Source organism: Ulvibacterium sp. (assembly GCF_965228935.1).
Lineage (GTDB): Bacteria > Bacteroidota > Bacteroidia > Flavobacteriales > Flavobacteriaceae > Ulvibacterium.
On record NZ_OZ245846.1, the window covers coordinates 5,548,842 to 5,562,453 of the forward strand.

Annotated in this window: 11 protein-coding genes; 1 reads left to right on the forward strand and 10 read right to left on the reverse strand. The window is 43.4% G+C overall.

From position 1 onward, the window contains the following. Nucleotides 1-3: 3 nt before the first annotated feature. The 5 genes from ACO06Y_RS23490 to ACO06Y_RS23510 all read right to left on the reverse strand — a co-directional run bounded on the left by ACO06Y_RS23490 (nt 4) and on the right by ACO06Y_RS23510 (nt 7,519). Nucleotides 4-2,160 (reverse strand): alpha-galactosidase, encoded by a 2,157-nt coding sequence (locus ACO06Y_RS23490; protein ID WP_422081518.1) that lies wholly within the window; start codon nt 2,158-2,160, stop codon nt 4-6. Beyond that, entirely contained in the window at nt 2,153-3,697 is a 1,545-nt protein-coding gene (locus ACO06Y_RS23495; protein ID WP_422081519.1) for a sulfatase, read from the reverse strand. Before ACO06Y_RS23495 ends, ACO06Y_RS23490 begins: the two co-directional genes overlap by 8 nt. 17 nt (nt 3,698-3,714) lie before the next feature. Continuing rightward, the gene (locus tag ACO06Y_RS23500) at nt 3,715-5,328 is read right to left on the reverse strand and encodes a sulfatase family protein (protein WP_422081520.1); all 1,614 of its coding nucleotides are present in this window, start codon (nt 5,326-5,328) and stop codon (nt 3,715-3,717) included. A gap of 210 nt (nt 5,329-5,538) precedes the next feature. Then, complete coding sequence (locus ACO06Y_RS23505) at nt 5,539-6,294, reverse strand: CPBP family intramembrane glutamic endopeptidase (RefSeq protein WP_422081521.1); 756 nt, start codon at nt 6,292-6,294, stop codon at nt 5,539-5,541. A 118-nt stretch (nt 6,295-6,412) separates the two neighbouring features. After that, on the reverse strand, nt 6,413-7,519 hold the full coding sequence (locus ACO06Y_RS23510) for a helix-turn-helix domain-containing protein (RefSeq protein ID WP_422081522.1): 1,107 nt from the start codon (nt 7,517-7,519) through the stop codon (nt 6,413-6,415). A gap of 193 nt (nt 7,520-7,712) precedes the next feature. Between ACO06Y_RS23510 and ACO06Y_RS23515 the strand changes: the two genes are divergently transcribed. Then, nucleotides 7,713-9,104 (forward strand): exonuclease domain-containing protein, encoded by a 1,392-nt coding sequence (locus tag ACO06Y_RS23515; RefSeq protein ID WP_422081523.1) that lies wholly within the window; start codon nt 7,713-7,715, stop codon nt 9,102-9,104. Nucleotides 9,105-9,195: 91 nt separating this feature from the next. Here ACO06Y_RS23515 and ACO06Y_RS23520 read toward each other — a convergent pair whose 3' ends face one another. The 5 genes from ACO06Y_RS23520 to ACO06Y_RS23540 all read right to left on the reverse strand — a co-directional run bounded on the left by ACO06Y_RS23520 (nt 9,196) and on the right by ACO06Y_RS23540 (nt 13,573). Beyond that, nucleotides 9,196-9,345 (reverse strand): hypothetical protein, encoded by a 150-nt coding sequence (locus tag ACO06Y_RS23520; protein WP_422081524.1) that lies wholly within the window; start codon nt 9,343-9,345, stop codon nt 9,196-9,198. Nucleotides 9,346-9,564: 219 nt separating this feature from the next. After that, on the reverse strand, nt 9,565-9,702 hold the full coding sequence (locus ACO06Y_RS23525; protein ID WP_422081525.1) for a hypothetical protein: 138 nt from the start codon (nt 9,700-9,702) through the stop codon (nt 9,565-9,567). Between the two features lie 113 nt (nt 9,703-9,815). Further along, nucleotides 9,816-10,022 (reverse strand): YgaP family membrane protein, encoded by a 207-nt coding sequence (locus ACO06Y_RS23530; RefSeq protein WP_422081526.1) that lies wholly within the window; start codon nt 10,020-10,022, stop codon nt 9,816-9,818. A 321-nt stretch (nt 10,023-10,343) separates the two neighbouring features. Then, nucleotides 10,344-11,753 carry an MBL fold metallo-hydrolase gene (locus ACO06Y_RS23535; RefSeq protein ID WP_422081527.1) on the reverse strand — a complete coding sequence of 470 codons (1,410 nt, stop codon included), beginning with the start codon at nt 11,751-11,753 and terminating at the stop codon, nt 10,344-10,346. 89 nt (nt 11,754-11,842) lie between these two features. Then, nucleotides 11,843-13,573 carry a SulP family inorganic anion transporter gene (locus ACO06Y_RS23540; protein ID WP_422081528.1) on the reverse strand — a complete coding sequence of 577 codons (1,731 nt, stop codon included), beginning with the start codon at nt 13,571-13,573 and terminating at the stop codon, nt 11,843-11,845. Nucleotides 13,574-13,612: the final 39 nt, after the last annotated feature.

The window sequence follows — 13,612 nt, forward strand, 5'->3', positions numbered from 1 at the left end:
TCTTTAACGTATTACGAACCATGTGGATGATGTTGCCGGAATGGCAACTTCCAGGGTAACATCAAAGTTTCTATCCAGTTCATATCTTTTTTCTATTCCGTCCTTATCCAGTACAGCGGCATAATCCATTAAGCCCGTGTAGTATAGTGGTATGGTTATTTTCTCCTTGATATCCTTTGTGGTCGGGTTGAACAACAGTACGAACCCCTTATGTTCCCCTTTTGGGTCAACGTGCATAAAACCGTCCCATGATCTGCCATCAGGTCTTCTCAAATGAATGAGATCTGCATTGAGAATTTTACGATACTTTTTGTAATGACGGATCTGATCTATGACCAGCGATTTGGTAGCCTCGGTATCATAAAGCCGGGGCCCACGATAGCAGGCCTGTACACCGGATCCATAATTCTGGACCATGTGGGCCTTGTAGGCGGGCAAATGATCTTTTAAAGGTTCCAAAGTAGCGGCGGCACCACCCCCGTGATACTCGGTGAGCGGAACAAAGGTCCATGCCATAGAAGGGGCCTTTTCCCAAGTACCGTCATAAATGTTCTGTCTTCCCAAAACCAGTTGTTGCGCCCGGGGTAAAGACCAATTGACCTCTCGATATCCAATACCACATTTGTTGGATCCCTGCAAAAAGTAGAAGTCGGGCGCATTGAGGTAAATGTCCCTTTCCCGCAGCCAATGATAAAATGCTTTGGTCATGCTCCATTGCTGCCATTGTGAATCTTCGTATCCTTTGTGGAATTTATGTGTAGTAGAGGCACAATAATCCCCGGGGTAAGGACCGTCGTGCTCCAAAAGATCAAAGCCTGTACGCTCCAAAAAATATTTGATCTTCTCCAAATAATCGTATCCCCATTCCGAGGCCAGACAAGGGGCATTTCCAAATTTGGCTCCACCTGGTTTTCCTGTTTTCTTATCGATTACATCAACGGAATCCGCGATTTTTCTGCTGGAAAACAAGGAATACCCTCCCAATTCAATTCCCTTGCCATGGGCATAATCCGCTAAGGCCTTGAATTTTACAATATTCTCCGGACTGTTGTCCTCCATATCCAAGCCACTGCCAAAACTCAGAATTACCATTTCATAACCCGTGGCCTTACATTGATCTATGGCTCCCTTTACCTCATCCTCATCCGTAGTGGTCAAGTGCATAAAAATAGGATTCTCCGTAGACCAAGGTGCGAGCAGGCGATACATTTTTCGCATAGCCAAGGTATTTCGTTCCCGATCATTTCCATCCAATAACAATTCGTAGGTACAGAAACTTTCAAAGGTGGCCCCTTTTTTTAAATCGATATTCGGCCCAACAGGCAATCGACTGACCAACAAACACGGGGTCTCCATTTTCCAATTGACCTGGGAGGTATAGGTGGAGTCGGTTTCCCAAAAGGTGGTCACATTGGATTCCCCCGAGGTAAATCCTCCAAAGGCATAATCGCTTTCAACATGTAGATTCGGGCGTTTCCAAGTATTTGGGGTCTCTACCGGATTTTCAACTTCCGGATAGGCCAAAAGCTCACTTTTAAAACTATTCAAGTTCAAGGTTTCCAAAGAATTGTTTTGAACAACGATCCATTTTGAAATCAGGGGAATACCGTCGTAGATTTCATAGTGTACCTTCACCATCACCCCTTCCAACTCCGGAGAAGTATGTTGAAACCTCAACGTCAACTCTTTTCCAGTCGGAACAATTTTCTCCGCCATATGAAGGCGTTTCTTGCCACTCCATTTTAATTTAGGTCTTATCGGCCGAATCGCATAATCCAGATATTGAAATGCATCTGGATCAGAATTTAAATCGTTCAGCCATTCCTCCATAAGGTAACCGTGCTCCCTTAGACCATATAATCCGCCAATCGGATACGTTTTTCCATTTAGGGTAACCTCTGCTTCCGGTAGTAGGCTTCTGAGCATAGTCTCACCGGTAACGTGATTTTTGAATTCCACTGTGGCTGCATTCGGCGCCCATTTAATTTCACGACGCACCAGCCCATTGTCCAAAATAATACGGTCCGTCTTTGTAAATATTTCAGCGGTATAGTCAGTATTATCAATAAGCCAATCCTTGGATTTTGTTTTATCCTGGCCATAGCCGACTGAGGAAGCGACCCAGAACGCCCCAAGTAACAAAAAACAGGTTTTATTCATGCTGTAGTAGTTCAATCGGATATTCTACCTGTTCCCCTGTTTTTTTGTCAATGGGCATTTGGGCTTGAACGGATTTCAAGTGATTCGTCAATGTCCCCGCCAATTCCCTGGCCTTTTCGGGATTCTCATCGAACACGTTTTTGGTTTCCCCAATATCCTGGTTTAAATTGAACAGTTCCATTCGCCGATCCGCATGGAAGTAGACAAATTTCCAATCCCCCTTGCGTACCGCACTGGCCGCGCCAATACCCGGACCGTCCGGACCCCATTCGTTGGGGTAGTGCCAATATAAGGGGCGGACTCCCTTGTATTCCCGTTCTCCTACCAAGACTTCTACAAAGCTTTCACCATCGATTTTCTGTACCGTTTGTAGACTGTCAATTTGGGCCATTTCCAGGATAGTGGGATAAAAATCCTCAATGATGACCTGATAGTCCGTTTTGGATCCAGGCTCTGTTCTCCCCGGCCATTTGACCAGCATGGGTTCCCGGATGCCTCCTTCGTACATGGAACCTTTACCGCTCGCCAAAGGTTTGTTATGGGTATGGCGTTCACCGCCACGGGCATGCGCACTCAATCCACCGTTATCCGACATAAAAAGGATTATGGTATTTTCCTCCAGTCCTTTTAGCTCCAAGTAGTCCATGATATCGCCTAAACTCTTGTCCATTCCCTCGACCATGGAAGCATATTTCGCCTCAATGGAATCCAGTCCTTTTTCCAAATACTTCTGCATAAAGCGTTGATCGGCCATAATCGGGGTATGTACGGCATAATGGGACATGTAGAGGAAGAAAGGCTGCCGTGTGGCCGCAACGGAATCAATGGCCTTCAAAGCTTCTAGGGTGATAGCTTCCGTTAAATGGATATCCTTGCCATGATAGGCTTCCAGGCCGGGAACCGCCCAAACTTCCTTACCCTTCTTCCCATTGCCAAAATTTTCGGTGCCCCAATAGCTTTCAGGGGCGCCGGCGGCATGGCCTGCAATATTGACATCAAATCCTAAATTTAAAGGTTCCTCTCCCGGTGTCCCAATCGCTCCTAAATGTGCCTTGCCCGCGTGAATCGTAAAATACCCCTGATCGTGCAAAGCTTGAGGCAGGGGCATTGCATGTACGGCAAGACTATCTCCTGAAACCGGGCTCATACCGTTGACATTCCAATAGGGAAAAATTAAGTCGGGATGATTCTTTTCCATTCGCTTTATGGAGTCCTTTTCCAACGTCCAATTGGTTACCCGATGTCTGGCTGCGTTCATCCCCGTCATCAGGCTAATACGGGTGGGCGAGCAAACCGGGGTGGCATAGGCCTGGGTAAACTTCATCCCGTCCCGCGCCAAACGTTCCATACTGGGAGTTCTATACCGGGCGTTAAAGGGGGTGCTTTGCTTCCAAAAAGGAACCGAAGTATCCTGCCAGCCCATATCATCAACCAAAAACAACACAATGTTTGGAGGGGTCTCGGACAACTCTTCGGATTCACAGGAAGCTAGGATCAAGGATAAAAACCCGAAATATAAAAGTACTTTACGAATCATTGTTTTTTTATCTCGATTTACGGTTCCGGAATCCCAAATGAGGCGTCTACGGATAACGGATTCCACAATTCGCCTTTTAAGTCCCGCGGTGCATTGGGTTGTTTTTCTCCCGGAGTACTCCTTCCATTCTCGATATAGGATACCATAAGCTTCTGCAATTCTTCCGCTTTTTCCGGATGATCCGGATATAGGTTTTGTTGTTCGGAAGCATCCTCCGCTAGGTTGTACAACTGAAATTTGGGTAATTCATCAATCCCTTTAGAATCGGGTTTGGGGTCGCTCCAGCCTCCCGATCCGGGGCAAAAAATGAGTTTCCAATCCCCTTTTCGGATGGCAAAACTTCCATTTACGGAATGGTGTACCGTAGCTTCCCGACCATGTGCGTTGTCGTTGGACTTCAACAGAGGCATGAGGGAAAAACTATCTTCCCCCTCATCGGCACCAAGGGGTACCTCAATCAAATCGGCACAGGTAGCCAATAAATCGGTATGGCAAATCGTTCTGTCCGAAACGGAACCAGGAGCAACATGACCCGGCCATTTTACAATAAAGGGTACTCGGTGCCCTCCTTCATAAATATCCGCTTTATGACCGCGATATATATAACTGGGATCATGCCCAAATTCTGCTAAAATCTCGTAATCCGCTTGTGGCGAACAACCGTTATCGCTCGTAAAAACAATCATGGTATTGTCTTCAATCCCGGATTCGGTGAGTGCCTTCATTAACTGTCCCACGTAATCGTCAATCATCATAACAAAGTCGGCATATGGATTTAACCCACTTTTTCCCAACCATTCCTTGGTGGGCAAAATGGGGGTATGCGGGGAAGGTAAGGCCAGGTAAAGGAAAAAAGGGTTGTCATCCGAAGACCTGTCCTTTACATAATCGATGGATCTTTGGAAAAAATTGGGCGTCACCTCTTCATGGACAAAATCGGAAGCCGTAGGTCCCTTTCGCCACCAGGTATATTTTCCGGTATCTTCGGTTACCCCATCAACTTTTGAAGTAATTTTTCCATTCTCCACATAGACGTAAGGGGCCATGTCCAAGGAACCCGAATGCCCATAGGCATAATCAAAACCCAAATCATTGGGAGTATGCGTCACAGTTTTGGTAAAATCCAGATTATCAAAATCCTCAGGGTTCCAACCGTCGCCTCCAATGTTATTGGAATCCTTTACCGCCCAATTCCAACCCAAATGCCATTTTCCAATAAATGCGGTTTCATAGCCTCCCTTTTTTAAGAGCGATGCCACCGAAGTCCTGTTCTTCGGGATCAAGGCATTGGATTTACCGGTCAACACCCCTTGTTTTAAAGGGCTACGCCAGCTATAGCGGCCTGTAAGGATTCCGTATCGTGTGGGTGTACAAACCGCGGACGGGCTATGTGCATCCGTAAATTTCATGCCTCCCTGCGCCAGCTTGTCAATATTGGGGGTCTTTATCTTCCCGTCCGGATTGAAGGCCCCAATGTCGCCATATCCCAAATCGTCCGCCAGGATATAAATGATATTGGGTCGCTTTTTCAGGTTTTCGGCGATAGGTTCCGGTTTTTCCTTACAAGCGATGGAACAGAACAGCAACCCAAGGCATCCCACTCCAAGGATACTGTATTTTTTTAAATTCATCTGTGTTGGATTTGGCTTAAAAATACACAAACATTGTATATCATTCCGTTTTTACTAAAGGTACCTATCAAAAAAAGGAGGGTATCCAAAAATAGGATACCCTTCTCAATTTGAAAATACTGAATAAGTTATCTCTTGGGTGAAGCACAGAAAGTGTTTTATTATTCTTCGTCAAAAACGCGGCGACCTCAATTTCACTTGCTCCGTGGTCTAACGCACGATCAACTCTCCCACGCTTGCAGCGAGATAACCACCTATGGCACCCAGGATATTAAGTGTACAATGAATGGCTATCCCGAGATATACGTTCTTCTTTTTCCAGACCACATAGCTGATTATAATACCTACCCCGATAATGCCGAGATAATTATGGGGTTGCCAGAAGTGATAGAGTCCGAATAGGACTCCGTTGAGTATGGGAGCCCATTTTTTAAGATAGGCCATTCTAGGCAGGAGATATCCCCTAAAGAAAAGTTCCTCAACTACCGGCCCTACAATGCCGTCGATAAAAATACCTATTAGGAAAACCTTGGCGATCAAATCCATATCGGAGGTACCGAAGCCTGGATCAAAATACCATTGCGGCAACCAATGGAACACACGATCCTTTAGAAATAATCCCAAGGGGTACAGGGGCACATAAATTAAGGTACATCCCAAAATACCGATAAGTGTCCATTTGATATACTGCCCCGTTGAAAGCTTTTGTGTAAAGGCAATGACATTTTTTAGGGAGAATTTTCCGTTCAGTCGATATCCCTTATGGGTCAAATGGGCCATACCGATGGGTGCCAATACAAAAACTTCCACGAACAAAAGGGCGGTCAATCCCGGATAGCCCAGATCTACGAGATATTTGCTAATGAGAATGTATACCCAGGTTATGGCGATACCCGGATAAAAATGGTACCACAATTGTCTTTTTAAGGTAATCTGGTCTTCGTTTACATCGAATACTTTTTCCATGATACTTGTTTTATGGTTTCACCACAAATTTTAAACATGGAAAGGAGTCCGGCGACCGATTGAACGAAGTCGAACCCTTTTTTATAAGTTCGAGTTTGCACCTGTAGAAAGTTGAACGCTAGGCATTCAGCTTTAAGAACTCGGATGGCGTAAGACCCGTTTTTTTCTTGAATTGGGTATTAAACGAGGATTTAGAATTGAAGCCTACCTCGTACATCACCTCCAGCACCGTAAGTTTGGGATCCTTGCGTTCCCTGAATATTCTTTTTGCCTCGGCTATACGATGGGTGTTGATGAGGTCAAAAAAACTATGGCCCATTCTATCATTGATAACTTGGGACACTTTTCTACTGGTACTGCCTATGGCCTCGGAAAGATGACCCAAGGTAAGGTCCGATTCCATGAACAAACGCTTCTCTTTTAGAGCCTCTTGAATTTTGGTAAAAATCTCTTCAGACTCGTTAGAATCCAGCAGGATTCCCGAATTCCTTTTCACTCCCTCCGATTTGGGAACAATAAAGGGTTCGTCCAGGGCATTGAGAATCAGTCTTACTATAAATAGGCAGACCAATATCAATACGATAATCAGACTTATTTCGAAATACGTTTTTAGGGAGCTGTATTGAAATATTCCATTCACTATAGAAATCAGAAGAACAACGATAAGGGCATTCAACAATTTATCCAGCCAAACCAAATACCGTTGGGAATAGTACCATTCCACATCCTTGGTTACGCTCTTGATCTCTTTTTTGGAAATATGGATATAATAGAAAAGGTGAATATACACCAATGCGAAGCCCGCTAGAGACCGAAAATCCTGTTCCATACCTACGATACTGTTCAATATTTCCAGTTTCTTGTCCACAGGATGCACATGGTACACCAGTACCATGGCCAGAATCCCGACGAAAAAGGGAATCAAATGGAATAACTGGAGAGAATTCAATGTTTTCTTGGGCGATGTAAGCTGAAGGGTATAGAAATACAACAAAGGGCCATATAACAAAATAAAAGGTTCCGCCCATAAAGCAAAATGTGGATAGTTGAGGTAAAAACCTTTAAGCAACAGCACACCATCCAAAAAATCCAGCGCCCATAGCAAAAAAAATAGGCCCAGAAGTCCATTGGCCTTTCCATTCCCTTTTTTCGTGACCAAAAGAAAGAGCCCCAATAAGGTAAAAAGGGTAACGGAAATTATGGTAAGTACAAGAATTAGGTCCATGTCCGGAAAGTACTTCGTAACCTAACAAATGTAAAAAATGATTTTTGTGTGCGGGTAGATGTGGGGAAAATCGACTATTTTTAGGGATTCAATCCCCTAGGGAAATTCATATGGGATAACCGCCCGACAACCTCTGGAAGACTGGACACCAGCACTCCTAAAAATGGGGAATTTGTACTAATAATCGCAAGTTGTGTATACCGTAATAGACATAGAAACGACCGGGAACGGGATAAAGGGAAACAGGGTCACCGAGATTTCCATCTTCAAATATGACGGTTATGCCATTGTGGACGAGTTTACCTCCTTGATAAATCCGAAATGTGAGATTCCTTATTTCATTACGGGACTGACCGGAATTGACAATCAAATGGTGCGCGATGCGCCTACTTTTGAAGCTTTGGCCCCTGTTATCCTAGAATTTACGAAAGATTGCATTTTTGTGGCCCATAGCGTTAACTTCGATTATAATGTCCTTAAGAACGAGTTCAAGGAAATTGGTCTGGATTTTGTTCGAAAGAAGTTATGTACGGTACGCCTATCCAGAAGACTCTTTCCCGGTTACCACTCCTATAGCTTGGGAAAGCTATGTACTTCGCTCGATATACCTCTAAAAGATAGGCACAGGGCGCGAGGAGATGCCCATGCCACGGTATTGTTGTTCCAAAAACTGTTACGAGCCCAGGGAGCGGAAAAGGTCTTTAAAGCATTCCTCAACGCCCGCTCACAGGAAGCTACCCTGCCCCCATCCCTTCCCAAGGACGTTTTTGAAAATTTGCCTACCAAACCCGGTATCTACTATTTTAAAAATGCCAAAGGGAAAATTATCTATGTCGGGAAGGCCATAAATATCAAAAAAAGGGTATTGAGCCATTTTTATGACAAGGCCGACAAAGAGGTACAAATGTGCCGGGAGACCAACCACATCGATTTTGAACTTTCCGGTGGTAATCTTTTAGCGCTCCTTATGGAATCTGCCGCCATCAAAAAACATTATCCGGAATACAACCGATCTCAAAAACGAAATTTACGCCCTTATGGCATTTTTTGTTATGAAGACCGGAAAGGTATCCTGCATCTCGCCTTTAATCATCTGAAGATGGCGCCGAATGCCTTAGCCACTTTTTACAGTCCGACAAATTGTAGATTGTATTTGGAGGAATTGTGCAAGACCTTTGGCCTTTGTCCCAAGTATTGCCATTTGCAAGAAAATGTGAAAACTTGTAATCACTATCGTGTTTCCTCCTGTGAAGGGGTATGTCGGGGAACGGAGTCCATATCCGCATACAACGAAAAGGTACAACTGGCCATTGCACATATCACTTCCAAAAAAACGGACTTTATTATCAAACAAAAAGGTAGGACCGCAACGGAGGATGCATTTGTTTTGGTACGCAACGACATCTATTTGGGTTATGGGTTTATAGAAAAGGAGGTTGATATAAGTTCGTTCGAGGATTTGGAGACCTTCCTATTGCCTCAAAAAGACACCGTGGAAGTTCAGGGTATCCTTACGTCCTTTCTGAATAAAACGGAGGAAAAAATATTGGTGGAATCGTATTTCACGGATAGTATCCGTATCTAATCTTCCATTTTTCGGTACATGCGAATTATGAAAAGAAGCCATACCATAAATATGATGGCTACAAAAATGGAATATATCAAAATAAAATCCACTACTTTTTATACTTTAAATAATTCATAAAACCCAAAATGGTCGGTGCCCAAAACGCTACGAAAATGGCATCCATTTTTTTTCCGCTTAGAAATAGATATTCCGAGACAACGATAATGGAAAGTACTACCAGAAGTAAGATACAATTCATTACCCCTACTCGTTCAATAAAATTTTTAAACATTCAAGTAAAGTAATTCTTGTTAAATATACGTATTAGTTTGCTCTGATTTTCCTAAAATATTAAGATTTTATTAACATTTATAGGATTCGGAAAGATACGGATTAAGAATTAATACATTCGTATCAAAAGCAATGAAATGCTTATAAAATGTGATACCGTAGGAAGGAGAAAAGCAAAAAAAGGGAATCAGGTTTGGGTTTCATCCTTTTTGCCACTGTTCATAAAACTGACCAATATCGCTATCAAAGCAATGACCACAAGGGCAAAAACCCCGATCATTACAATGCCATTGCTCCAATTCACCAAGGGAAGTAATGTTTGCATTTTTTAAAGGTTTGATGATTTTGAGGCAAAAATAAATTTTAGGAATTTCTCAAAACATGATATAAATCAATAAACCGGAATTTCCCTAAAATCCTATGACCTATTTTAGCAGACTATTTTTTAAGGCCACAGGTATTTAAACCAAAGATGCCATATAATGGGCAAAAACTAACTAGGCTGGTCAAAACAAAAATGGCCGCCAACACCAATAGGATATAGGAAAATGTTCCCTGCACTACTTCAAAATAGACCAAAAGTCCGGCCACCACGGCCAATAGAATACGAACAACCTTATCGGTACCTCCCATATTTTTTTTCATGTGTTTAAAATTTTTAACTAACTGTAAATAATCTATCTAAAAATTTAAGAACCCATGCGACCACTCGTTGCACTCGTTCTCTCATAAATTTATTTTAATCATTCCGATATATATAACTTTTGATTAAAAAAATTTATGTTCGTTTCATCTCAAATTGTTTTTTTTATTGATTCAACTACGAATACTATTGCGGTAACGATACCGACACATATAAGGCAAACCAAAAAAAATTTACCGGCTTTGCTCAATTTCATGGACACGAAGTTATAGACACCGCTCAGGGAATGCCATGATGTTCATCATGCCATACCTAAAAACAAACTAAAGCGTTGTAGGACAAACATAATCGGTTACGGCGGCACCTTCCTTTTTTAGTGCCCCAAATCCGCCAGCTATATCTATCAGATTATGGATGCCCCTACTTTTTAGAATCGATGCCGCAATTACCGAACGATACCCGCCTGCACAGTGCACATAGAATGTCTCTTCCCCAGGAAACTTGGCCATGTGGTCATTAAGAAAATCCAAGGGTGTATTTTCCGCATTCAATAGATGTTCCGATTTAAATTCGCTCTCCTTACGGACATCAAAGACAGGAACCTTGTTGTCTTCAAGGCTTTCCTTTACAATATCAGCGGATACGGAAACAATGGTATCGAACTCTTTTTGGGCCTTTTTCCATGCTTCAAAGCCGCCATCCAAGTAACCCAAGGTCTTATCAAAGCCCACGCGGGATAAACGCGTAACGGTTTCTTCCTCTTTGCCCTCAGGGGTCAATAGGAGAATGGGCTGTGCGGTATCCGCTATCAAAGCCCCTACCCATGGAGCAAAATCTCCATTTAACCCAATAAATATGGAACGAGGAATGTGTCCCTTTACGTACTCATCTTGATGACGTACGTCCAAAACTATGGCCCCGGTTTCATTGGCCGCAGTCTCAAAGGCATCCGGTGAAAGCGCATTGGTACCCCGTTCCAGAACGTCATCAATATCCTCATACCCTTCCTTGTTCATCCTTACGTTATGGGGAAAGTATTTTGGCGGAGGAAGCAATCCTTCCGTTACCTCATCAATAAATTCTTCCCGGGACATATCAGCGCGAAGGGCATAATTTATCTTCTTCTGGTTGCCCAATGTATCCACAGTTTCTTTCATCATATTTTTTCCACAGGCCGATCCTGCACCATGTGCCGGATATACAATGACATCATCCGCCAAGGGCATTATTTTTTCCCGGAGACTATCATACAATAGTCCGGCCAGTTGCTCCTGGGTCATATTGGCCGCTTTTTGGGCAAGATCAGGCCTTCCCACGTCCCCAAGGAACAAGGTATCCCCTGAGAAAATGGCATGGTCCTTTCCCTTTTCATCCCTTAAAAGATAGGTGGCACTCTCCATGGTATGGCCAGGTGTATGTAAAACGACAATGGTCAACTCCCCCAAATGAAATTCCTGCCCATCCTCGGCTATAATGGCATCAAAGGAAGGCTTGGCAGTAGGTCCATAAACAATTGAAGCACCGGACTCCTTGGCGAGGGTGATATGCCCACTCACAAAATCTGCATGAAAATGGGTCTCAAAAACGTATTTGATCTGGGCATTGTCTTCCTTGGCCCTTTTTAAGTAGGGTTCAACCTCCCTTAAGGGGTCTATAATGGCAACTTCCCCATTGCTCTCTATATAATAGGCACCTTGGGCCAAACACCCGGTATATATCTGTTCTATGTTCATAGTGTCATTTTTTATCTCCTTTCAAATCGATAGTGCTGTTACAAGCTTCACGGCAAAAGTACGGCGATTTATAGCAATCTTTCGTAACCTTAGTTACGCTTTGTCAAATTTTGATAGGCTACCCTTTCTTCCAGTTCCGTCGGGGTCTTTATACGATCAAAGTAATCCACCGCCTCAGTGGTCCGTGCGAAAAGAAATTCCTTCCCAAGAACATCGATAAGGGCGCTACTAAAAATAATATCCCGGGTAGGTCCTGTTGCCCTTGCCATATAAAACTGAATATTCCTTTGATGTAATTCCTCTATGATCCGTACCAACATCTGAGTGGCCGTCGAGTCGATATAATTCATCGGTTCGGCATTAAGTATCACTGCCCGCAATTCCTTCCCCTTGGCTTTGATGTGTTTGTACAATTGTTTTTTAAAATAATCCTTGTTACCGAAATACAACTGCGCATCGAAACGCACGATGAGCAACTCGTCGCGTACCTCGATTTCATCACCAAATCGGTCTATATTTCGATAATAATCGGACTCCTTAATCCTGCCCAAAACCGCAAAATGAGGTTTGGAGCTCTTATAGACCATCAATCCCAATGAAAACAGCACGCCGATCAAAATACCCTGGGGAATGCCAATGAAAAGGGTAATTAGAAAAGTGACGGCCAAAATTGCAAACTCGTCCTTACGATATTTCAAAAGCATTTTGGGATACGCTACATCTATCAGCCCAAAAACCGAAACCATGATGATACTGGCCAGTACGGCATTGGGCAAATAGTAGAATATCGGTGTTAAGAATAGAAGGGTAATTACAACTAGAATCACACTGAATATAGATGCCAAATTAGTTTTTGCACCGGATTCTTGATTAATCGCCGAACGTGAAAAGCTAGCCGTTACGGGATAGGACTGGAAAAACGATGCTATCAAATTAGCTGAACCCAAGGCCACCAGTTCTTGATTAGCGTTCACGGTCTCCTTTCCACTTTTCCCTTCCAGGGACTTCCCTATGGAAATAGCCTCCGTATATCCTACCAAGGCCAAAGTAAGTGCAATTGGCCAGATATCGAGTATGTTTTCCAGACTGATCCGAGGTATCCGAAAATCCGGCAAGCCTTTGGGAATACGCCCAACGATATGAACGCCATAAGATTCCAGTTGCAAGACAAAGACAGCCAGAATCCCCAGTAGTACCACTAATAGAATACCCGGAATCTTTGGACTCCATTTTTTTATCAAAAGGATAATTAAAATTCCTATGCCTCCAATGGTAAAGTCCATTAAATTAGTCTGCCCTACTTCTTCCAAAACATTAACAATCAACTCGTTTAAATGGCTACTACTTTCAACAGGAATCCCCAGAAGGTGTTTTAATTGGCTGAGAATGATAATAATGGCAGCTGCCGAGGTAAAACCGCTAATGACCGGTTTGGATAAAAAATTCACTAAGAAGCCCATGCGCAAAAGCCCTAAAATCAACTGGATGGCCCCCGCAAAAAAGGCCATGAAAATAGCCATTGCAATATAGTTTTCCATACCGTTAATGGACATAGCGCCCAAACCGGCAGCGACCAACAAGGAATCCATGGCTACCGGGCCAACCCCTAGTTGTCTGGAAGTTCCTAAAAAGGCATATATCAGCAGTGGAACCAGGGAGGCATAGAGTCCATAAACGGGTGGTAGCCCGGCAATCATCGCGTAGGCCATCCCCTGGGGAATCAGAACAATGCCCACTGTAAGTCCGGCCATTAGGTCCTTGGTCAACCAATCTCTGTTATAGTCTGGTAACCATTGCAAGAACGGAAAGAAGCGCTGCATGGATCAAATGTACCAATAAAAGAACAATGGCCAAGTAAC

Bases quoted from the DNA above. Each gene is read 5' to 3' on its own strand.
- ACO06Y_RS23540 (WP_422081528.1), bottom strand. From the start codon at position 13,573: ATGCAGCGCTTCTTTCCGTTCTTGCAATGGTTACCAGACTATAACAGA.
- ACO06Y_RS23490 (WP_422081518.1), bottom strand. From the start codon at position 2,160: ATGAATAAAACCTGTTTTTTGTTACTTGGGGCGTTCTGGGTCGCTTCC.
- ACO06Y_RS23525 (WP_422081525.1), bottom strand. From the start codon at position 9,702: ATGCAAACATTACTTCCCTTGGTGAATTGGAGCAATGGCATTGTAATG.
- ACO06Y_RS23500 (WP_422081520.1), bottom strand. From the start codon at position 5,328: ATGAATTTAAAAAAATACAGTATCCTTGGAGTGGGATGCCTTGGGTTG.
- ACO06Y_RS23510 (WP_422081522.1), bottom strand. From the start codon at position 7,519: ATGGACCTAATTCTTGTACTTACCATAATTTCCGTTACCCTTTTTACC.
- ACO06Y_RS23495 (WP_422081519.1), bottom strand. From the start codon at position 3,697: ATGATTCGTAAAGTACTTTTATATTTCGGGTTTTTATCCTTGATCCTA.
- ACO06Y_RS23535 (WP_422081527.1), bottom strand. From the start codon at position 11,753: ATGAACATAGAACAGATATATACCGGGTGTTTGGCCCAAGGTGCCTAT.
- ACO06Y_RS23505 (WP_422081521.1), bottom strand. From the start codon at position 6,294: ATGGAAAAAGTATTCGATGTAAACGAAGACCAGATTACCTTAAAAAGA.
- ACO06Y_RS23520 (WP_422081524.1), bottom strand. From the start codon at position 9,345: ATGAATTGTATCTTACTTCTGGTAGTACTTTCCATTATCGTTGTCTCG.
- ACO06Y_RS23530 (WP_422081526.1), bottom strand. From the start codon at position 10,022: ATGAAAAAAAATATGGGAGGTACCGATAAGGTTGTTCGTATTCTATTG.